The 19,789-nt window shown below is 63.9% G+C and carries 19 protein-coding genes and 1 tRNA gene; 12 read left to right on the top strand and 8 right to left on the bottom strand.

The features are described from left to right. Nucleotides 1-56 precede the first annotated feature (56 nt). Nucleotides 57-1,247: a 2-methylaconitate cis-trans isomerase PrpF gene (gene prpF, locus IAE36_RS04400; protein WP_201210528.1), complete on the top strand. Its 1,191-nt coding sequence runs from the start codon at nt 57-59 to the stop codon at nt 1,245-1,247. A 100-nt stretch (nt 1,248-1,347) separates the two neighbouring features. On the opposite strand, the gene acnB is transcribed toward prpF, so the two are convergent. After that, on the bottom strand, nt 1,348-3,957 hold the full coding sequence (gene acnB / locus IAE36_RS04395) for a bifunctional aconitate hydratase 2/2-methylisocitrate dehydratase (protein WP_201210598.1): 2,610 nt from the start codon (nt 3,955-3,957) through the stop codon (nt 1,348-1,350). A 406-nt stretch (nt 3,958-4,363) separates the two neighbouring features. Here acnB and IAE36_RS04390 point away from each other — a divergent pair, with 406 nt between their 5' ends. Both IAE36_RS04390 and IAE36_RS04385 read left to right on the top strand, forming a co-directional pair. After that, nucleotides 4,364-4,831, top strand: a complete 468-nt coding sequence (locus IAE36_RS04390) for a DUF1289 domain-containing protein (protein WP_154660089.1) — start codon at nt 4,364-4,366, stop codon at nt 4,829-4,831. A gap of 71 nt (nt 4,832-4,902) precedes the next feature. After that, entirely contained in the window at nt 4,903-5,511 is a 609-nt protein-coding gene (locus IAE36_RS04385; RefSeq protein ID WP_201210526.1) for a hypothetical protein, read from the top strand. 2 nt (nt 5,512-5,513) lie between these two features. Here the strand turns inward: IAE36_RS04385 and queD are convergent, their stop codons facing one another. Continuing rightward, complete coding sequence (queD, locus tag IAE36_RS04380; protein ID WP_201210524.1) at nt 5,514-5,870, bottom strand: 6-carboxytetrahydropterin synthase QueD; 357 nt, start codon at nt 5,868-5,870, stop codon at nt 5,514-5,516. A gap of 122 nt (nt 5,871-5,992) precedes the next feature. On the opposite strand from queD, the gene IAE36_RS04375 reads away from it, so the two are divergent. Beyond that, nucleotides 5,993-6,427: a YeeE/YedE family protein gene (locus tag IAE36_RS04375; RefSeq protein WP_201210521.1), complete on the top strand. Its 435-nt coding sequence runs from the start codon at nt 5,993-5,995 to the stop codon at nt 6,425-6,427. Between the two features lie 2 nt (nt 6,428-6,429). Further along, entirely contained in the window at nt 6,430-6,849 is a 420-nt protein-coding gene (locus tag IAE36_RS04370) for a DUF6691 family protein (RefSeq protein ID WP_201210519.1), read from the top strand. 25 nt (nt 6,850-6,874) lie between these two features. Here the strand turns inward: IAE36_RS04370 and IAE36_RS04365 are convergent, their stop codons facing one another. Then, entirely contained in the window at nt 6,875-7,954 is a 1,080-nt protein-coding gene (locus tag IAE36_RS04365; protein ID WP_201210517.1) for a patatin-like phospholipase family protein, read from the bottom strand. A 178-nt stretch (nt 7,955-8,132) separates the two neighbouring features. On the opposite strand from IAE36_RS04365, the gene IAE36_RS04360 reads away from it, so the two are divergent. The 5 genes from IAE36_RS04360 to IAE36_RS04340 all read left to right on the top strand — a co-directional run bounded on the left by IAE36_RS04360 (nt 8,133) and on the right by IAE36_RS04340 (nt 12,078). Beyond that, a complete protein-coding gene (locus IAE36_RS04360; protein WP_201210515.1) occupies nt 8,133-8,441 on the top strand; it encodes a PepSY domain-containing protein in 309 nt (102 codons plus the stop codon). After that, on the top strand, nt 8,441-8,755 hold the full coding sequence (locus IAE36_RS04355) for a PepSY domain-containing protein (RefSeq protein WP_028634503.1): 315 nt from the start codon (nt 8,441-8,443) through the stop codon (nt 8,753-8,755). Before IAE36_RS04360 ends, IAE36_RS04355 begins: the two co-directional genes overlap by 1 nt. Next, nucleotides 8,756-9,424, top strand: a complete 669-nt coding sequence (locus IAE36_RS04350) for a response regulator transcription factor (RefSeq protein ID WP_028634502.1) — start codon at nt 8,756-8,758, stop codon at nt 9,422-9,424. After that, the gene (locus tag IAE36_RS04345; protein ID WP_201210507.1) at nt 9,421-10,740 is read left to right on the top strand and encodes an ATP-binding protein; all 1,320 of its coding nucleotides are present in this window, start codon (nt 9,421-9,423) and stop codon (nt 10,738-10,740) included. The genes IAE36_RS04350 and IAE36_RS04345 overlap by 4 nt, the downstream gene beginning before the upstream one ends. A 183-nt stretch (nt 10,741-10,923) precedes the next feature. Further along, the gene (locus IAE36_RS04340) at nt 10,924-12,078 is read left to right on the top strand and encodes an HPP family protein (RefSeq protein ID WP_201210504.1); all 1,155 of its coding nucleotides are present in this window, start codon (nt 10,924-10,926) and stop codon (nt 12,076-12,078) included. On the opposite strand, the gene IAE36_RS04335 is transcribed toward IAE36_RS04340, so the two are convergent. Beyond that, a complete protein-coding gene (locus IAE36_RS04335) occupies nt 12,052-12,918 on the bottom strand; it encodes a LysR family transcriptional regulator (RefSeq protein ID WP_028634499.1) in 867 nt (288 codons plus the stop codon). The two genes, IAE36_RS04340 and IAE36_RS04335, sit on opposite strands and share 27 nt — an antisense overlap. A 197-nt stretch (nt 12,919-13,115) precedes the next feature. Here IAE36_RS04335 and IAE36_RS04330 point away from each other — a divergent pair, with 197 nt between their 5' ends. Further along, nucleotides 13,116-15,005, top strand: a complete 1,890-nt coding sequence (locus tag IAE36_RS04330) for an AMP-binding protein (protein ID WP_201210502.1) — start codon at nt 13,116-13,118, stop codon at nt 15,003-15,005. Nucleotides 15,006-15,016: 11 nt separating this feature from the next. Here the strand turns inward: IAE36_RS04330 and zapE are convergent, their stop codons facing one another. Together zapE and IAE36_RS04320 are read right to left on the bottom strand one after the other, a co-directional pair. Then, nucleotides 15,017-16,096 (bottom strand): cell division protein ZapE, encoded by a 1,080-nt coding sequence (gene zapE, locus IAE36_RS04325; protein WP_201210500.1) that lies wholly within the window; start codon nt 16,094-16,096, stop codon nt 15,017-15,019. A 128-nt stretch (nt 16,097-16,224) separates the two neighbouring features. Next, nucleotides 16,225-16,467 (bottom strand): hypothetical protein, encoded by a 243-nt coding sequence (locus IAE36_RS04320; RefSeq protein WP_028634496.1) that lies wholly within the window; start codon nt 16,465-16,467, stop codon nt 16,225-16,227. Nucleotides 16,468-16,724: 257 nt separating this feature from the next. On the opposite strand from IAE36_RS04320, the gene IAE36_RS04315 reads away from it, so the two are divergent. Continuing rightward, nucleotides 16,725-16,799: transfer RNA gene (locus tag IAE36_RS04315), tRNA-Gln, on the top strand. A gap of 118 nt (nt 16,800-16,917) precedes the next feature. On the opposite strand, the gene IAE36_RS04310 is transcribed toward IAE36_RS04315, so the two are convergent. Then, entirely contained in the window at nt 16,918-19,305 is a 2,388-nt protein-coding gene (locus IAE36_RS04310; protein WP_201210492.1) for a response regulator, read from the bottom strand. A gap of 13 nt (nt 19,306-19,318) precedes the next feature. Beyond that, entirely contained in the window at nt 19,319-19,777 is a 459-nt protein-coding gene (locus IAE36_RS04305) for a response regulator (protein WP_060481189.1), read from the bottom strand. Nucleotides 19,778-19,789 lie beyond the last annotated feature (12 nt).

Below are 19,789 nucleotides of genomic sequence, written 5' to 3'. Positions count from 1 at the left end.
ATGAAACGGGGCCGCCTGGCGGCCCTTGGACCCGAATCACCAGGATGCCTCAGACCATGGCACACGCTCCCCAGATCAAGATACCGGCTACCTATATGCGTGGCGGCACCAGCAAAGGCGTGTTCTTCCGCCTGCAAGACCTGCCCGAACGGGCGCAGGCCCCGGGCCCTGCCCGTGACGCGTTTCTGCTGCGGGTGATCGGCAGCCCAGACCCCTACGCCAAGCAGATCGACGGCATGGGCGGCGCGACGTCGAGCACCAGCAAGGCCGTTATTGTCTCGCCGAGCACCCGGCCCGCGCACGACGTGGACTACCTGTTCGGCCAGGTCAGTATCGATAGACCCTTCGTCGACTGGAGCGGCAACTGCGGCAACCTGTCGGCTGCGGTCGGCTCGTTCGCCATCGCAAGCGGCCTGGTCGACCCGAGCCGTATCCCGCGCAGCGGCGTTGCCACAGTGCGCATCTGGCAGGCCAACATCGGCAAGACCATCATCGCCCACGTGCCGATCAGCGAGGGTGAGGTGCAGGAAACCGGCGACTTCGAACTGGACGGGGTTACCTTCCCTGCCGCCGAAGTGCAACTGGAGTTCCTGGACCCGGCGGCCGACGAGGAGGGCGCAGGCGGCGCCATGTTTCCCACCGGTAACCTGGTGGACGACCTCGATGTACCGGGTGTTGGCACGTTCAAGGCTACCTTGATCAACGCGGGCATCCCGACCATTTTCCTTGAGGCTGGCGAAATCGGTTACACCGGCACCGAGTTGCAGGACGCGATCAATGGCGACCCCCACGCCTTGCAACGTTTCGAAACCATCCGTGCCTGGGGCGCTGTGCGCATGGGGCTGATCGAGCACGTTGACCAGGCGGCCGGGCGCCAACACACCCCCAAGGTGGCGTTCGTGGCCCCGTCAGCCTCTTACACGGCGTCCAGCGGCAAGGTGGTCGGTGCCGCGGACATCGACGTGCTGGTGCGGGCCTTGTCGATGGGCAAGCTGCACCACGCCATGATGGGCACCGCCGCCGTGGCCATCGGTACGGCGGCCGCCATCCCCGGCACGTTGGTCAACCTGGCTGCAGGCGGCGGCGAGCGCACCGCTGTACGCTTCGGACACCCCTCCGGTACCCTGCGGGTGGGCGCTGAAGCACGCCAGGTGGATGGGCAGTGGACGGTGACCAAGGCCATCATGAGCCGCAGTGCGCGTATTCTGATGGAGGGCAGTGTGCGGGTGCCGGCAGACAGCTTCTAACTTCGCAGAACCGACCTGTCGCACACAAAAAAGCCCCGGCATTTCTGCCGGGGCTCTCTTATACAGCAAGCGGCCTATGGCAGGCCGCTGGCTATTGGCCTTATGCCTGGACCACCGGGATCTTGGCGTTGGCGGCCGCTTCACGGAACTCGGCGATCTGGTCGAAGCTCAGGTAGCGGTAGACGTCGGCAGACATGCTGTCGATGTCCTTCGCGTACTGCATGTATTCTTCGACGGTCGGCAGCTTGCCGATGATCGAAGCCACAGCAGCCAGCTCGGCCGATGCCAGGTACACGTTGGTCGCGTCGCCCAGGCGGTTCGGGAAGTTACGGGTCGAGGTGGACACCACGGTCGAACCGGTCTGCACGCGTGCCTGGTTACCCATGCACAGCGAGCAGCCTGGCATTTCCATGCGCGCGCCAGCTTTGCCGTAGATGCCGTAGTAGCCTTCTTCGGTCAGCTGGTGGGCGTCCATCTTGGTTGGCGGGGCCAGCCACAGACGGGTAGGGATGCCACCCTTGACCTTCTCCAGCAGCTTGCCGGCGGCGCGGAAGTGGCCGATGTTGGTCATGCACGAACCGATGAACACTTCGTCGATCTTCTCGCCCTGAACCTGCGACAGCAGGCGGGCATCGTCCGGGTCGTTTGGTGCGCAGAGCACAGGCTCTTTCACGTCGGCCAGGTCGATTTCGATGATTTCGGCGTACTCGGCATCGGCGTCGGCCGACAGCAGGTCAGGCTTGGCCAGCCACGCTTCCATGGCCTGGGCACGACGCTCCAGGGTACGGGCATCGCCGTAGCCTTCGCCGATCATCCAGCGCAGCAGGGTGATGTTGGACTGCAGGTATTCGGCGATGGCCTTTTCCGGCAGCTTGATGGTGCAGCCCGCAGCGGAGCGCTCGGCCGAGGCGTCGGACAGCTCGAACGCCTGTTCGACGGTCAGTTCGTCCAGGCCTTCGATTTCCAGGATGCGGCCGGAGAAGGCGTTTTTCTTGCCTTTCTTCTCGACGGTCAGCAGGCCCTTCTGGATGGCGTAGTAAGGGATGGCATGCACCAGGTCACGCAGGGTGATGCCCGGTTGCAGTTTGCCCTTGAAGCGCACCAGGATCGACTCTGGCATGTCCAGCGGCATCACGCCGGTGGCGGCAGCAAACGCCACCAGGCCAGAACCGGCCGGGAACGAAATGCCGATCGGGAAGCGGGTGTGCGAGTCACCACCGGTGCCGACGGTGTCCGGCATCAGCATGCGGTTCAGCCAGCTGTGGATGATGCCGTCACCTGGGCGCAGCGACACGCCGCCACGCGTGCGGATGAAGTCGGGCAGGGTGTGGTGGGTGGTGACGTCGATCGGCTTCGGATACGCCGCGGTGTGGCAGAACGACTGCATCACCAGGTCAGCGGAGAAGCCCAGGCACGCCAGGTCTTTCAGCTCGTCGCGGGTCATCGGGCCCGTGGTGTCCTGGGAACCGACGGTGGTCATCTTCGGCTCGCAGTAGGCGCCTGGGCGCACGCCCTGGCCTTCTGGCAGGCCACAGGCACGGCCGACCATTTTCTGCGCCAGGGTGAAGCCTTTGCCGGAATCGGCAGGCTGCTCAGGCTTCTTGAACAGGTCCGAAGCCCCCAGGCCCAATTCGGCGCGGGCTTTCTCGGTCAGGCCACGGCCGACGATCAGCGGGATACGGCCCCCAGCGCGGACTTCATCCAGCAGCACTTCGGTTTTCAGTGCGAAACTGGTGACCAGTTCATCGCTGTCGTGGCGGCGCACTTCACCTTTGTACGGGTACACGTCGATGACGTCGCCCATGCCCAGGTTGGTGCAGTCGAATTCGATCGGCAGGGCGCCGGCGTCTTCCATGGTGTTGTAGAAGATCGGGGCGATCTTGGTGCCGAAGCAGAAGCCACCGGCGCGCTTGTTCGGCACGTACGGGATGTCGTCGCCGAAGAACCACAGCACCGAGTTGGTGGCGGATTTACGCGACGAGCCGGTACCGACCACGTCACCCACGTAGGCGACCGGGAAGCCTTTGGCACGTACCGCTTCGATCTGCTTCAGCGGGCCGACCGAACCGGGTTGCTCTGGCTCGATGCCGTCACGGGCCATTTTCAGCATGGCCAGGGCGTGCAGCGGGATGTCAGGGCGCGACCAGGCATCAGGTGCTGGGGACAGGTCGTCGGTGTTGGTTTCGCCAGGCACCTTGAACACGGTCAGGGTGTACTTGTCGGCGATGGCAGGGCGCGAGGTGAACCACTCGCCAGCAGCCCAGGATTCAAGCACGGCCTTGGCGTGAACGTTGCCCGCCTTGGCTTTTTCGGCCACGTCGTGGAAGGCATCGAACATCAGCAAGGTGTGCTTGAGCTTTTCGGCCGCGACGGCGCCCAGTTCGGCGTCATCCAGCAGCGCGACCAGCGTTTCGATGTTGTAGCCGCCCTGCATGGTGCCCAGCAGCTCGGTGGCGAGCTTGCGGTCGATCAGCGGGGACTTGGCTTCGCCCTTGGCCACGGCGGAGAGGAAAGCGGCCTTGACGTAGGCAGCTTCGTCTACCCCTGGCGGTACGCGGTTGGTGATCAGGTCTACGAGGAAGGCTTCTTCGCCGGCCGGCGGGTTTTTCAGCAGCTCAACCAGGCCTGCAGTTTGTTCGGCGTTCAGCGGCTGGGGCACGATACCCAGAGCGGCGCGCTCTTCGATGTGTTTGCGGTAGGCTTCAAGCACAGTTATTTCCCTCATCAGTGGTCCCTAAAGGGGGTCCGGGACGCTCATCCAGCATTCCGTGCACCCGTGCGCAATGACGGCTTCTTGGGCCGCCCAGCCAGGGTCGCAAGGAATCCTTACAGAAGCTGCTTTCAAAGTTTTACGCCTGCAGAACGGGAAACTGATGAGGGCTGGCCAGGGGCTGCTGAGGGTGCAGGGCCCGGGCCAACGCCGTTCTGCCGGATCAACTGTGCTCGTGACGCTTTGAAAACAGCTTCCAACGGACATTGTTGCCTTCGAAAAGGCCGAATGATTCTACGGTAAAAAATGCCCGAAGGTAAGGCGGCGAACATGACTTTAACGGGTGACCCCGGTTAGACAAAGGGCTAACATGGCCCGGTATTCCTCCTTCAAGCCGTTGTTTTTCATGTCCAACAAGTCCATCAAGACCCCTTGCGTCGGCCTGTGTTCCACGGTGTATGGAGACACCGTCTGCCGTGGCTGCAAGCGCTTCCATCACGAGGTCATCAACTGGAACGGTTATGACGACGAGCAAAAGCGCGCCGTGTGGCTGCGGCTGGAGCAACTGCTGGTTCAGGTGATGATGGCCAAACTGGAGGTGTTCGACAAAGCATTGCTGCGCCAGCAACTGGAGCAGCGCGCCATCCGTTTTGTCGAGCAGCAGTCGGAGTACTGCTGGGCTTACCAGCTGATCGCCCGGGGGGCGCGCATGATCCGGGATGTTGAGGCCTACGGCATGGCCCTGCTGCCCGAGTTCAGGGACTGGGAGTTGCCACAGCTGCGTGACGCCATCGACCGTGAGTTCTTCCTGCTGTCCGAAGCGCATTACCAGCGCTACATCGCCCCGGCATTTCTTGCCGACGCCTTGAAGTAGGCTATTTCCATCTGCCGAAGCGGGCAGTGCTGCGGCACGCTTCCGGGCTTTGATGCCTGGGATGAACCGACATGAGCTACTACCAGTTCCAACCTTACCTGTGTTTCAACGCGCGCTGCTGGTGGCACCCGGCGCGGGTGGCTGCGGCGGCGCAGGTCGACCCTGATACGTCGAAAACCTTCGTTCCGGTGTGGACCACCGTGGACAGCGGCGACCGTGATGACGGGTGGGTCAGGTGCGGGCGCCTGCCGGCATACCCCGAAGCTGACGGCGTGCTGTGTGAGCGGTTCTGGTTTGGGGTGTATCGTATCGGCGAGCAGTACGTCTACGACATCCGCCCGGCGTATTCCGGCAGAACCCTGGGTTTATGGCCGCAGCTTGAACGCGTTCTTGACAGCAACATCGATGGCTACCTGGGGCTGTACGGCGTGCCCGCAGACCCTTACCCCTGGGATCAGCCCACCGCGCCGTTGTGGCAACTGGACGGGCTGGACCCTGAGCGCCTGGCCCCTGGGCTGCGCCGCTTCAACCTCACCCTGTGCAACCCTTCCGGCAAGACCGTGAGGCGGATCGAGGATTTCACCCGAGCCTACCTCAACGACTGGAAAGGCGTCAGGGGCCTGGTGACCCTGGAGATAACGGAAGTGCCGGTGCCCCCGCATCCCCGCCCGCAGGCCTGACGTCAGTCGCCGGTATATTCGCAGCCACTGGTGCAGGTTTCGTGAATGCGCACCTTGGACAGCTCCGGGAGCAGGGGCTTGACCTGCTCCCAGATCCACTTGGCGATCACCTCACTGGTGGGGTTTTCCAGGCCAGGGATGTCGTTGAGGTAGTTGTGGTCCAGCCGGTCATAAATAGGCTTGAAGATCGCCTTGACCTCGGCGAAGTCGCGGATCCAGCCGGTGTGCGGGTCGAGCGGGCCCGTCAGGTGCAGCCCAACCTTGAATGAATGCCCGTGCAGGCGGCCGCATTTGTGGCCTTCGGGAACATGGGGCAGGCGGTGAGCCGATTCGAATGTGAACTCTTTGAAAATTTCCACGGGTGGACCTGTAAAGCTGGTGGTGAGGCGTATATTACCCTGTTTTGCAGCGCCAACCTGCCTGATTCTGCGAAGGCGGGTAGCACGGGCGTTGCAGTTGGCCTTGTCGACGGGAGATACGCATGAGCATTGATTGGACCCACTTCACGCCCTGGTCATCGCTGGGCGGGGGCGCGTTGATCGGCCTGGCTGTAGCGGTGTTCATGCTCGGTAATGGCCGTATCGCAGGTATCAGCGGGGTATTGGCCAGCGTCATGAACCCTCGCAGCGAAGGCTGGAGCGAAAAGGCGCTGTTCCTGTTGGGGCTGCTGGTTGCGCCGCTGCTCTGGGGTGCATTCGCCGTACTGCCAGCAATCGACGTACAGGCCCACTGGCCGGCCCTGGTAATGGCGGGTCTGCTGGTGGGGATCGGGACCCGCTACGGCTCGGGGTGTACCAGCGGCCATGGCGTCTGCGGGTTATCCCGGCTGTCCCCGCGCTCAATCGTGGCGACGCTGTGTTTCATGGTGGCGGGCATGGCGACGGTGTACCTCATTCGTCATGTGTGGGGCGTGTGAAAATGATCAAGCTAAGCGCATTCGTTGCCGGCCTGGTGTTCGGCCTGGGCCTGCTGCTGGCGGGGATGGCCAACCCCGCCAAGGTACTGGCGTTTCTCGATGTGACCGGTGCGTGGGACCCCTCGCTCGCGCTGGTGATGGTGGGTGCCATCGCGGTGGCGGCCGCGCCGCTGAACTGGGCGCGTACACGCCGGCAGTCGCTGCTGGGGGCTGCAGTGCAACTGCCGACCAAGCGGGGGCTGGATACGCGTTTGATCGTGGGCAGCTTGTTGTTCGGCGCCGGTTGGGGTATTGCCGGTATCTGCCCCGGCCCGGCGGTGGCGGTGCTGTTGACGGGGCACTGGCAAATTGTGGTGTTCTTCATCGCGGTGCTGGCGGGGATGTACGCGTTTACCCGGTTGGAGTCCTGGCGCGGGCAGTGAGTGTGTTGCCTGGTTGGCAAGGCTGTTACAGGGCCTGCAGTCGCTCATGCACTCGCCCTGTGGCAACCAGTTCGAGCAGTTCATCGCCCAACCGCTCACTCTCTGCAATGGCCTTGTACCAATAGCGCTTGCGTGAGGGGGCGTCGCCCATGAAGCGCTTGAAGTCGTTGCGGTCAGGCAGCTTGCCGTAGGGCAGGGCTGCCAGGTACTGCGGGGACGGTGTGAGCAGTACCACGTTCTGCAGGCGCGTGGGGTCACCCTTGCGCCAGGGCAAGGCCTTGTCGAACCAGCCGGGGACCACTTTGTCGGTAAAGTGCGGGTACAACACCAGATCGTCACCTTGGTAAGGCAGGTCGAGGTGGTAGTCGAGCAGGCCGCCATCGCGGTAGGTGCCTGCGCCAGCACCGGGGATGTCCTTCACACCTTCCATCACCATGGGGATGGAGCCCGAAGCCAGCAGGGCGTGGCGCAGGTTCGCCAGGTCCAGCGGCAAGTAGCGGGAAGGGAAGTCTGTCAGTTCGTTCAGGGGTGGGGGCGAGCGCCGGTCGTGCAGGATGACGCGTTCGAAGTGGCGCCCCAGCCGGGCGCGGCCCAGCAGGTTGCTGGCGACCACCGAACCCAGGCCGATACCCAGGCGGCCCCGATGGTCGTGGGCAAGCTGGCCATGGCTTTTGACCACCAGAATGTTCAGGCGGTAGTCCGGGTTGGCAAGCACCTCACCGTCGCGGGCTTGCAGCAGGTCGTCGAGCATGCGCTGGCAACTGCGGCTGATGTCGGTGGGGGTTACGCCCTTGGCGAAGTCCTGCTCGGTATACAGCTCGCCCAGGCGGCGCAGGCCGGCGACCGGGTCTTGCAGGCAGGCGCTGGCGAAGCGCCAGGCACCGATCGATGCCCCGATGAGGGCGCGAGGGCGCGGGGCCGCTGGCAGCCACTCGCCGAACAGCGCCAGGTCCAGGCCCTGGATGCCCAGCGGTTTAGGCCCGCCGGCAGCCCCGGGCAATATGCCCACATCCGCCGCCTGCAGCCCGCGTTCACGCACCTGGCCCAGTGCGCGCCGCCCGGCTTTGAAGGTGAGGGCGGGGTATTTGATGTGGATGGCGCTCATGGCTGGGGTCCTGGGCAGAGAGTGTCGCGTTATAGGGCGAGGCAGGGGCTGAAGGGGTTGATCGTGAAGCGTGCAGCGCCTGCGCTATCATGTCGCCAGCTTTTTCAGGTTCAATTAAGGACGGCTGGGTAATGTTGATTGCGTAGACAACTTGTACAGCTTCCAGGAGAAACCTACGATGAAAACCTTGACTGCCCTGTTCACCGCCGCCGCCCTTGCCCTGGGTGCCAACGCCGTCTTCGCCAAGGACGTACAGCCCGACGAAGTGGTCAAGCTGGTGAACGCCAAGACCATCAAGTCGCTGGACGAACTCAAGGCCGCCGCCATCGCCAAACACCCGGGTTCCACCGTTACCGACTCGGAGCTTGAGAACGAATACGGCCGCTACATTTACAAGGTGGAGCTGCGCGATGCCCAGAACGTCGAGTGGGACGTGGCCCTCGATGCCAAGACCGGTGAAGTCGTGAAGGACGAGCGGGACAGCTGATGAGTCAGCCACCACGGGCGGTAGGCTACCTGGCCCTGGCGTTACTGGCAGTGTGCTCTTTGGCCGCTGCCCGTGACCTGGACCAGGACGAGGCCCTGGCGTTGCGCCAGAAGGGTGTCATCCTGCCCCTCGAGCACCTGCTGCAAACCGCCCTGGGGCGTCACCCCGGGGCGCGTCTGCTCGAGGCCGAACTCGAAGAAGAACACGACCGCTATGAATACGAAGTCGAGCTGTTGACGGCGGAGGGTGTGGTGCGCGAAATCAAGCTCGACGCCAGTACCGGCGCCCTGCTCAAAGACGAGGAAGATGACTGAATGCGCCTGTTGCTTGTCGAGGACAACGTGCCGCTGGCCGATGAACTGACAGCCACCCTGCAACGCCAGGGCTACGCGGTCGATTGGCTGGCCGATGGCCGCGATGCGGCCTACCAGGGCCAGTGCGAGCCCTACGACCTGATTATCCTCGACCTCGGCCTGCCGGGGCTGCCGGGGCTCGACGTGCTGGCCCAGTGGCGGGCAGCCGGCCTGGCTACGCCTGTGCTCATCCTCACGGCGCGAGGCTCGTGGGCCGAACGTATCGAGGGGTTGAAGGCTGGTGCCGACGACTACCTCAGCAAACCCTTCCACCCCGAAGAACTGCAATTGCGTATCCAGGCGCTGCTGCGCCGCGCCCGTGGCCTGGCCAACCAGCCAACGCTGGAGGCGGCGGGCCTGCACCTCGACGAGCGCCGCCAGTGCGTGAGCCGCGAGGGTGTGGACATCCAGTTGACGGCTGCCGAATTCCGCCTGCTGCGCTACTTCATGCTGCACCCGCAGCAGATCCTCTCCAAGACCCACCTGGCCGAGCACCTGTACGACGGTGAAACCGAGCGCGACTCCAATGTACTCGAAGTCCATGTCAACCACCTGCGCCGCAAGCTGGGGCGCAGCGTGATCGAAACCCGCCGCGGTCAGGGTTACCTTTACGCCGGTAGCGCTGCATGAAGTCGATCCAGGCACGCCTGAGCCTGGGCCTGGTGGCTGTGCTGGTGGTGGTGGGGGTGGTGCTGGCACAGCTTACCCTGTGGTTGTTCGAAGCTGGCCTGCAGCGCTACCTGGAAAACGGCCTGCGCAACGAAAGTGAAACCCTGCTGGTGGCGCTGGTGCGAGGGCCCTCCGGGCTGCAACTGGACGAGCGGCGTATCTCGGCCGCCTACCAACGGCCGTTTTCTGGCCACTACTTTCGCATTGATTTCGACCAGGGCACCTGGCGGTCGCGCTCGTTGTGGGACATGAACATGCCCAAACCTTCCGCGCCTGGCCTGTCCGACCGGCACGAGCTGGGCCCCGAGGGCCAGGAATTGCTGACCCTGCGCGCCGACTACCGGCGCCTGGGCCAGGATATCTCGATCAGTGTCGCGCAAGATTACTCGCCGGTGCGCGAGGGGTTCCGCCGCCTGCAGCAGATCGGCCTGGGCATGGGGCTGGTGGCGCTGGCCTTGGTACTGGTGCTGCAGCGCATCACCGTTACCCGGTCGCTGCGGCCGCTGGAGCGTGCCCGGCAGCAGATTGCGCAGTTGCAGCAAGGGCAGCGCTCGCAGCTGGACGACGAGGTGCCCAGCGAACTGGCACCGCTGGTGGGGCAGATCAACCACCTGCTCAATCATACCGAAGACAGCCTGCGCCGCTCGCGCAATGCCCTAGGCAACCTGGGCCATGCGTTGAAAACACCGTTGGCGGTGTTGCTGAGCCTGGCGTCCAGCGACCGGCTGCACGGGGTGCCTGGGTTCAGCGGGCAGATGCGTGAGCAGTTGGAGCAGATCCAGCAGCGCCTGGCGCGCGAACTCAACCGTGCGCGCCTGGCCGGCGATGCCTTGCCCGGCGCCCAGTTCGATTGTGACTCCGAGCTGCCGGGGCTGCTTGGCACACTCGGCATGATTCACGGTGAGGGCCTGCGGTTGGAAAGTGACGTGCCCGCCGGGCTGTTGCTGCCCTGGGACCGGGAAGACAGCCTTGAGCTGCTGGGCAACCTGCTGGATAACGCCTGCAAGTGGGCGGACAGTGAAGTGCGCCTGGGGATCACTTGCACGGCGGTCGGGTACCAACTGTGGGTGGACGACGATGGCCCTGGTATCCCGGAAAGCCGCCGGCAGCAGGTGCTTGAGCGCGGTTCGCGTCTGGACGAACAGGTCGACGGCCACGGCCTGGGGTTGGGTATCGTGCGCGATATCTGTGACGCCTGGGGTGGAACCCTGTCGCTCGCGCAGAGCCCCCTGGGTGGCTTGCGAGTCACACTCAACCTGCCGCGCAAGGGGGCTTGAAACGGGGCTGCCATCCTCAACGTCTGGCTTCGCGGTGCAAGAAAATTGCACCTCAAGCGCATTTTTTTGAATTGGTTCGGTGGCGTTGGCCCGTGCAGAATCCCGCCCTTGAGCGAACCCGTTGCTCGATGACGGGGCGCTGTGTGGTTGCCCATTCCCTGCACAAGATAGATCCAATACCTGATGCCCGCCTCACGATCCCCGAATCGCCTGCACCGATGGCTGCCAGCGCCCCTGAATACGCCGCCGAAAGAATGGCTGCGTGCAGGTGTTGGCGCACTCCTGGGTTTATTCCTCGCCGGCTGGGTGACCAGCTTGGTATTCGGCCCCGCCATTGCCTTGCATCTGCTAGGCCCTCTGGCCGCCTCGGCGGTGCTGGTGTTCGCCGTGCATTCCGGCCCGTTGGCCCAGCCTTGGCCCGTGGTGGGCAGCTACGCATTGGCTGGCATCATCGGGCTGGTCATGCGGCAATACTTCGGGCCTGAGCTGTGGGTGGCGGCCAGCGCCCTGGGCGTTTCGATACTGGTGATGTGCCTGATGCGCTGCCTGCACCCGCCCGGTGGCGGTGTTGCGGTAAGCGTGGTGCTTGCCGACCCAGGGCTCACCGCCATGGGCGAGCACCTGCTGGAGCCGGTGCTGTTGAACGCAGGGGTGCTGGTAGCCGTGGCCATCCTCTACAACCGTTGCACGGGCGCGGCTTACCCAAAAGGTCCGGCCTCGCGCAAGGACCTGCACCACACCCAGGACCCGCCCCCCCGCGAACGTGTGGGCGTACGGGGTGAAGACCTGGACCAGGCCCTGGAGGCCCTCGGTGAGTTCGTCGACGTCAGCCGTGCTGAACTGGAGCAGATCATCCTGGCGACCGAGCAGCAGGCGCTGCGGCGCAGCCTGGGCGGTTTGACCGCAGCCTCGGTAATGTCCCGTGACGTGCAGTTCGCCACCCCTGACATGCCGCTGGCGCAAGCCTCCAAGCGCCTGGCCGGCCATCACGTAAAGGCGCTGCCGGTGCTGGCCAACGGTGAACTGGTGGGCATTGTCACCGTCAGCGACCTGCTCGGCCCGGCCATGCGACCGCAGCGGCAAGGCTGGCGTCGGCTGTTGGGCGGTGAAGTGCTGCGCCTGGAGCAGGTGATGAGCCGCCAGGTCGTGAGTGTCGACAGCAAGGCCCCGCTGGATACCCTGCTGCCCTTGTTGTGTGAACGAGGCTTGCATTGCCTGCCGGTACTGGAGGCCGGGCGCCTGGTTGGCGTCATCACCCAGACCGATGTCATCGCGGGCCTGCAGCGCCAGGTGCTCAGCCAGCCAAAGGCGTCAGATAGCCGGGTCCCAACGCTGTGACCAGTCGCTTTGGTCTGCGGCCACCAGGCGTCTTAACGTGGCGCACGCCTGTTGCAGTGCTGCGCTGTCGCGCTCGCGTGAATACACCAGGTAGGTCGGGTAGGTGAACTCGGGTGCTTGCGGCACCCGCTCGAACACGCCACTGTCCAGGTAAGCCTGCACCACCCGCGTGCGGAAATAGCCACTGCCGCCCTGGTCGAGGATGAACTGCAACGCCAGCGGGCCAAGGTTGAAGCTCAGTGCTGCCTGCGCGCACTCCGGCAGCGCCGCGTCGTGCTGCCTTCGAAAGGCATCCCCCCAGTCGATGTACACGTAGGGCTCAGGCCGATCCACCCGGCGGATGCGGATGAGTTTTTCTTCCATCAACTGCTCCACCTGCAACCCCGGGCCGTAGCTGGGCTGGTACACCAGCGCGGCATCCAGCAGGCCCATTTCCACCTTGCGCAGCAGCGCGTCGCCGTCGCTGACCTCACTGCGTATGGCGTAGCCGTGCAGCTCGCGGTGCAGGGCACTGACCCAGCCCAGCATCATCGGGTTGCCAAGGCTTACTTCCCCACCCACGTGCAGCATCTGCTGGCAGCCCCGAGGCAGCGGCAGCTCGCGGCGCGCGGCCTCCCAGGTCTGCACCAGCTGGTTGGCGTAGCTGACGAACGCCTCGCCATCAGGGGTCAGGCTGGCGCCGCTGCGGCCACGGACGAACAGCTGGCAGCCCAGTTGTTGCTCCAGGCGCTGTACCCGCGCAGTGACGGCCGTTTGCGAGACGAACAGGCGTTCGGCAGCGGCCACCAGGCTGCCGCTGCGGACGATTTCCAGAAAGGTACGGGCCTGATCGATGTCCATGGGGCAGCCTCGGCAAGGGAGGGTCCATTCTAGTGGAAAGGCACTGAGCGGGGTAAAGGCAGGCCGTGTTAGGTGCTTGCACCTGATCCCTGCAAATTTGCAGGTCTGTTAGGCCTTTAGCCGCCTGGCGCGCCGGGTCAGCCCGGCCATACTCAGCATTCGCCCTTCAATAACAACAACGATCGGGTTCATTGCACATGAGCTACCAGCAAAGCTACGCACACTCCATCGCCGACCCGGCTGCCTTCTGGGCTGAACAGGCCCGGTCGATCGCCTGGTATCGCGCCCCTGCCATTACCCTGCAGGACAATGCCGACGGGACGCATCGCTGGTTCGCCGATGGCCGTCTGAACAGCTGTTACCTCGCCCTGGATCACCAGATCGAACAGGGCAGGGGGCAACAACTGGCGTTGGTCTACGACTCTCCTGTCACCGGGGCGCAGCAAGCCTATACCTACCTTGAGCTGCGCGATGAGGTAGCCCGCCTGGCTGGATTGCTGAGCCAGCTGGGGGTGAAGAAGGGCGACGGGGTGATCATCTACATGCCGATGGTGCCCCAGGCCGCTATGGCCATGCTCGCCTGCGCCCGCATTGGCGCGGTGCATTCGGTGGTGTTTGGCGGCTTCGCAGCCAACGAGCTGGCGCTGCGTATCGACGACGCGCGCCCAACCCTGCTGCTCACAGCCTCTGGCGGGCTCGAGTTCGACCGGGTGATCGAATACAAGCCTCTGGTCGACCGCGCATTGCAACTGGCCCAGCACCAGCCGCGCCATGTGCTGGTGTTGCAGCGGCCACAGGTGCAGGCACCGCTGCAACCAGGGCGAGACCTGGACTGGGCCGAGGCGCTTGTGGGCGCAGTGCCCGTCGCCCCGGTGGTGCTCGACGCTGGCGATCCGCTGTACATCATGTATACCTCGGGCACCACCGGCAAACCCAAAGGCATCGTGCGGGAAAACGGCGGCAACGCTGTGGCCCTGCGCTATGCCATGCACAACATCTACGGCATGCAGCCCGGTGATGTGTGGTGGGGCATATCGGACGTCGGCTGGGTGGTGGGCCACTCGCTGATTGTCTACGGGCCGTTGATGTGCGGTTGTACCACGGTGTTTTACGAGGGCAAGCCAATCCGCACCCCGGACGCTGCCGCCTACTGGCGCGTCGTGCAGCAGTACAAGGTCAACGGCCTGTTCTGCGCACCCACCGCCATGCGCGCTATCCGCAAGGAAGACCCGGAGGGCGAGCTGCTTGGCCAGTACGACCTGAGCTCGCTGCGCCAGTTATTCCTGGCCGGGGAAAAGCTCGATTCCAGCACCCACCAATGGCTGGAGCGCGTCACCGGCAAACCGGTGCACGACCACTGGTGGCAAACCGAAACCGGCTGGCCCGTCACCGCGCCGTGCGTAGGCCTTGAAGGCAGTGCGGCCAGGCCGGGCTCCAGCAACCGCGCAGTGCCGGGTTACCACGTACGCGTGCTGGATGACGAGGGCCATCTGCTGGGCACCCACCAGCAGGGCGCCATCGTGATCGCACTGCCCTTGCCCCCAGGGTGCAGCCAGACGCTGTGGGGGGACCACGACCGTTACCTGCAGGCCTACCTGCACACTTACCCTGGTTACTATCACACCGGCGACGGTGGGTTCCTGGACGACGACGGCTTTGTCTACATCATGGGGCGCACGGACGACGTCATCAACGTGTCCGGGCACCGGCTCTCCACCGGGGAAATGGAAGACCTGGTGGCACGCCACCCGGCGGTTGCCGAATGCGCGGTGATCGGCGTGCATGACGACATCAAGGGGCAGGTGCCGCTCGCCTTGGTCGTGTTGAAAGATGGTGAGGGCACTACCGAGGCGCAGTTGCTGGCAGACCTCGTTGCCAGGGTGCGCGAAGAAATCGGTGCGCTGGCCTGTTTCAACCGGGTGCGCCTGGTGCGGCGGTTACCCAAGACGCGTTCGGGCAAGATTCTGCGGGCGTTGCTGCGCAAGATCGCCGACGGGCAGGCCTACGTACCACCCTCTACCCTGGATGATCCCGCCGTGCTTCAGGAAATCGAAACGGTGCTGGCCGACCTGCCTAAAGCGGTGTGAAACAGTGCTGGTCAGGTCGGGCCAGGGCCGACCTGATGCAATTGCCCCAACCGGCTTCGGGTACGCATCAGGTCGGCGATGGCGCCCTCCAGGCTATCTACCAGCGGGCGCTTGCCAATGACGGTCACCTGGCGATCGTGGTCGTACAAAACATCCACCAGATTGACAAAGCGCTGCTGCGCCGCCAGCGAACAGTCCGCCAGGTCGTCCAGCCCGTCGATGACCCACTCACTGAACTGGCGGGCCAGGGCCAGGTAGTCGATCACGGCGGTAGGCTGCTCGCACAGGTCGTCGAATGTGAACATCACCCGTGTGCCATCCACGGCCCTGGCCCGTAGTGAACGGTTGTTGATGTGCAGCACCCCGGGTGCAGTCTCGGGCAGTTTCAGGGCCAGGCGCTGCCCGGCATCGCCTGGCCATACATAGTGGCCGCGGGTGAAACACTGGTGTTCGCGGTTGGCCGGCAGGCTGCGAAAGTCGATATCCCCGCCCACCTCCATGACCTGCATGCGGGTGTTGATCAGGCGGATGACAGGCCGGAAGCGCTCATGGTAAAGCGGGTTGGGCAGCAGCCCTTCCGGCGCATAATTGGAGGTGACCAGCAGGTAGATGCCGCGAGCGAACAAGGCATCGAACAGGCGCGTAAGCAGCATGGCATCACCAATGTCATGCACATGGAACTCGTCGAAGCACAGCACCTCGCACTTGCCGATCAATTCGTCGAGGGTAGCGGCCATGGCGTCGTCCAGGGCGCGGTGGCGGTGCATGCCCTGGTGCAGTCGGGCGAAAAAGTCATGAAAGTGCAGGCGTAGCTTTGCCTGCACAGGCACAGCCTGGAAGAAGCCGTCCAGCAGCCAGCTTTTACCGCGCCCGACCGCGCCATGCAGGTAAAGGCTAGGCGGCTGCCCCTGCTCAAACAGGCTCAACTGCTGCGCCATGCACGCAATCACTCGCCGCTGACCGTCGCTCAACGCGTAGCCACGGCTCTGGGCTTTTTCCTCGAACCACGTGAGCAGAGCATGACGGTTAGCGCCGGCAGGGCGCAGGCGTTGGCCAAGCTGGCGTAGGGGGGCAGGGATCCAGGCAGGCACGAACTGAGCTCCTTGGGCAATAAACGGGCGCCCGGAAGCTTGCCCGAGTGCCGCGGATTTGACCAATAGAGAAAGTGACCGTCAACCATCACTTACCGCGATAGGTCACCACCGGCAACACCCCGATCTCAGGCTTTACGTTCCAGCTGGCGCTCGATCATGTACTTCACCGCAAGCCGGCGTTCCTTGAGGTGACGCAGGTCCTCATCGACGAAGTTGCCGGCCGAAATGGACTCGGCTGCAAGCACCTGGTTATCGATGTCGACGTACTCGTCCAGCAAGCGGTCCAGCGTCTGGTCCTGCAGGCGACGCTGCTGGACGATTTCACGGGGGTAGTGCAGGTCCTGATACAGGTCGTGAGAAACAGGCATAGGGTCCTCCTTGGTCACTGCGTTGGGTTATCTGATTTGAAGGAGCGAATGCGATTGTGTTGAGGTGCGGCGGCAGGAAAGCGACGAGTGGTAAATATTTTATGCTGCTGATGACTAAGCCGCTGTTTTTTGGCATTTTTTTTCGGGTAGGGGCTTCACAGACGGCAACATTGTTGTTAAAGTGCCGCGCATTCCAAGACAACAACACGTTGTCACCTTATTGGGATTATCCGGGCAGCGATTGCTGCATCTGATACAGGGGCGTCGCCAAGCGGTAAGGCAGCAGGTTTTGATCCTGCCATGCGTTGGTTCGAATCCAGCCGCCCCTGCCATTTTCTTAGATAAAACATTTTTCCAGTGCTTATCACGTAAGCGCTGGTTTCGTCGTTTTTGTCGTTTGGAATTCGGTGTGTGGGCGAGTCGGGGCTGAGTGGCCCCGACTGCACAGGTTTACCCCGGTACGCCCAGCATCTCGTCCAGCGCCCTGGCCAGGTCGTCCGCCTGAACGGGCTTCTGGATCACAACGCTGCCTGGCAGGTCCAGGCCTTGCAGCTCTGCATAGCCGGTTAGAAATACCACAGGTAGCTGGGGGAAGCGTTCGCGCGCGGCAACGGCAAGCTGCGCACCGTTGAACTCCGGCATGGCGAAGTCGGTGAGCAGCAGGTCGATGTCGTCAGCTAGAAGCGCCAGTGCCTGTTCGCCACTGTGCGCCTGGCGCACCTCATAACCGTACTGGCGCAACACGTCGCCGAGCATGTCGCGTACCAGGTGGTCGTCGTCTACCAACAACACGGTGCGGTTGCTGCCGCTGTCGCTGATGGACTGGCTAACCACCGGGGTGGCAGGCTCGCTGATAATGTGGTCCTTGACTGCCGGCAGATAAACGGCCACCTGAGTGCCGCGCCCCGGGGCGGTTTCGATGCGCACACCGCCGCCAGACTGCTTGGCGAAACCGAACACCTGGGCCAGGCCCAGGCCTGAGCCCTTGCCGATGTCCTTGGTGGTGAAGAATGGCTCGAACACCTTGGCCACCACCTCTTCGCTCATGCCGCAGCCTGTGTCGCGGATGCTCAGCATTACGTACTCACCAGGGTCCGGATCTTCCGGGCGCTGAGGTGGGGTGTCGATGCGCGTGTTGCGGGTCACCAAGGTCAACTGGCCGCCATCGGGCATGGCATCGCGGGCGTTGATGGCCAGGTTGAGGATGATCATCTCGGTCTGGGTGGGGTCGGTCAGGGCCTGCCACAGCGCCCGGTCCAGGTCCAGGCGCACCGAAACGTTGCCCCCCAGCGTGCGACGCAGCAGTTCTTCCAGGCCATCGAGGGTGCGGTTGAGGTTGAGGGGTACTGGCTCCAGGCGCTGACGGCGGGAGAATGCCAGCAACTGCGAAGTCAGTTTGGCCCCGCGCTCACCCGCTTCGCGCACGTGGGTCAGGCGGGAGCGGGCCTTGTCGAGGTCACCTTTGTTCAGGTCCCGCTCCAGGAAGCTCGCGCCAGTGAGGATCACCGTGAGCAAATTGTTGAAGTCGTGGGCAACCCCCGCGGTCAACTGGCCAACGGCTTCAAGGCGCTGCATTTGCTGCAGTGCGGCCTCGATTCGTTCGCGTTCGTTGATCTGTTCGCGCAGGCGGGCGTTGGCATCGGCCAGGCCCACTGCAGCTTCACGCTCGCTGGTGATATCCCGCGCCACCACGTACAGCAGGGTATCTTCCGGCACCACCACCCACGACAGCCAGCGTTGTTGCCCGCCGGCATGCAGAATGCGCCCGACGAAACGGGCACTGGTGCGGCCATGGGCGAGGGCAGCCAGCTCGGTGAGCAGCAGTTCCTGGTCGGGTTCGGGCAGCAGGTGCAGCAGCGATGACTGGCTCAGGCGTTCGCGAGACAGCCCCAGGCTGGCTTCCCAGGCAGGGTTGAGCGCCACTGGTGTGAGGTCTTTGTTGAGTACGGCCAGCAGGTCCTGGGACAGCTCCCACGCCCGGTCGCGCTCGCGGGTGCGGCGTTCAACCCGTTCGCCAAGCATCTCGTTGAGCTGCCGTAGCGCCTGGGTCGCCACGCGTTGTGCATGGATGTCCTGAAGAACACCGGAAAAGCGCACGCATTTGCCGTCAGCGAACTGGCTCTGGCCGCTGCTAAGCAGCCAGCGTGGCTCCTGGCCGTTCGGCTGAACGATCCTGAATTCCATGCGGTAGTGGCCGCCGCTCTCAGGCTGCATGGCTTGGTCTACGGCATCCTTTACCATCGGCACATCTTCGTGATAGATGCCGGCGTAGAAGACTTCAAGGCTCATCTGCGTGTCGGTAGCCAGACCGAACAGCTTCTTGGCGCGCTCATCCCAGACGAGCAGGCCCTCCTGGGGGCGAAGATCCCATGTACCCATGCCGGCAGCGTTGATGGCGATGCGGGCCCGCGCTTCGACCTCGGCCAATGCTTCTTCAGCCCGACGACGGCGCTGGCGTTCCTGCACTTCGGTGAGGGCGCGGCGTACTGCCTTGGGCAGCAACGGCAGGTTCTTTTTCAGTACGTAATCGGTAGCACCCAGGCGGATCATCTCCACCGCATGCTCTTCACCGTAGATACCGGACAGGAAAATGAACGGCACGTCCGGCGCCAGGCGCTGGGCGATGGACAGCACGTCGGTGCCGGACGAGCCGGGCAGTACGCAATCGCACAGGATCAGGTCGTAGCGCCCGTCGCGCAGGGCATTTTCGACACCTGTGTGGTCGAACACCAGATGCGACTGAACGTGCAGCCCGCTGCGCTCCAAGCGCATCAGGGTCAGCTCGGCATCCATCGAGCTGTCTTCGACCATCAGTAGGTTCAGCGGGGTAGACTGCATCGTTGCGTGAGCCTCAGTTGCCGCGGCGGGTCAAGCGCAGGGAGCCAGGTGGCGGCTCGTTCAGCACGGCCCAGAAAACCCCAAGGTCGGAAATGGCGGCGACGAACTCCTTGAATTCGACTGGTTTGACCACGTAGGCGTTCACGCCCAGTTCATAGGCACGCAGCAGGTCAGGCTCTTCACGCGAAGACGTCAGCATCACGGTCGGGATGCTGCGCAGTTCGGGCGTGGCGCGCACTTCCTTGAGCACCTCGAGGCCATCGACTTTCGGCAGTTTCAGGTCCAGCAGCAACACGGCAGGGTTGCCGTCGTCGCGGTCGGCGTAGGCGCCACGGCGCAGCAGGTAATCGAGGGCATCGGCGCCGTCGCGCAACACGATAACTTCGTTGGCCAACTGGCTACGCTCCAGGGCCAGGAGCGTCAGCTCCAGGTCCCGAGGGTTGTCTTCGACCAGCAGGATGGGTTTGAGCATGATGGTAACGGT

The organism is Pseudomonas sp. S36, assembly GCF_016647875.1.
Lineage (GTDB): Bacteria > Pseudomonadota > Gammaproteobacteria > Pseudomonadales > Pseudomonadaceae > Aquipseudomonas > Aquipseudomonas parafulva.
This window is presented reverse-complemented; position numbering and strand designations above follow the sequence as displayed.

Coding starts and splice junctions, on each gene's coding strand:
- IAE36_RS04305 (WP_060481189.1), bottom strand. CDS start 19,777: ATGCTCAAACCCATCCTGCTGGTCGAAGACAACCCTCGGGACCTGGAG.
- IAE36_RS04360 (WP_201210515.1), top strand. CDS start 8,133: ATGAAAACCTTGACTGCCCTGTTCACCGCCGCCGCCCTTGCCCTGGGT.
- IAE36_RS04375 (WP_201210521.1), top strand. CDS start 5,993: ATGAGCATTGATTGGACCCACTTCACGCCCTGGTCATCGCTGGGCGGG.
- IAE36_RS04385 (WP_201210526.1), top strand. CDS start 4,903: ATGAGCTACTACCAGTTCCAACCTTACCTGTGTTTCAACGCGCGCTGC.
- IAE36_RS04340 (WP_201210504.1), top strand. CDS start 10,924: ATGCCCGCCTCACGATCCCCGAATCGCCTGCACCGATGGCTGCCAGCG.
- IAE36_RS04365 (WP_201210517.1), bottom strand. CDS start 7,954: ATGAGCGCCATCCACATCAAATACCCCGCCCTCACCTTCAAAGCCGGG.
- IAE36_RS04345 (WP_201210507.1), top strand. CDS start 9,421: ATGAAGTCGATCCAGGCACGCCTGAGCCTGGGCCTGGTGGCTGTGCTG.
- IAE36_RS04370 (WP_201210519.1), top strand. CDS start 6,430: ATGATCAAGCTAAGCGCATTCGTTGCCGGCCTGGTGTTCGGCCTGGGC.
- IAE36_RS04350 (WP_028634502.1), top strand. CDS start 8,756: ATGCGCCTGTTGCTTGTCGAGGACAACGTGCCGCTGGCCGATGAACTG.
- IAE36_RS04335 (WP_028634499.1), bottom strand. CDS start 12,918: ATGGACATCGATCAGGCCCGTACCTTTCTGGAAATCGTCCGCAGCGGC.
- IAE36_RS04310 (WP_201210492.1), bottom strand. CDS start 19,305: ATGCAGTCTACCCCGCTGAACCTACTGATGGTCGAAGACAGCTCGATG.
- IAE36_RS04355 (WP_028634503.1), top strand. CDS start 8,441: ATGAGTCAGCCACCACGGGCGGTAGGCTACCTGGCCCTGGCGTTACTG.
- IAE36_RS04320 (WP_028634496.1), bottom strand. CDS start 16,467: ATGCCTGTTTCTCACGACCTGTATCAGGACCTGCACTACCCCCGTGAA.
- prpF (WP_201210528.1), top strand. CDS start 57: ATGGCACACGCTCCCCAGATCAAGATACCGGCTACCTATATGCGTGGC.
- IAE36_RS04330 (WP_201210502.1), top strand. CDS start 13,116: ATGAGCTACCAGCAAAGCTACGCACACTCCATCGCCGACCCGGCTGCC.
- IAE36_RS04390 (WP_154660089.1), top strand. CDS start 4,364: ATGTCCAACAAGTCCATCAAGACCCCTTGCGTCGGCCTGTGTTCCACG.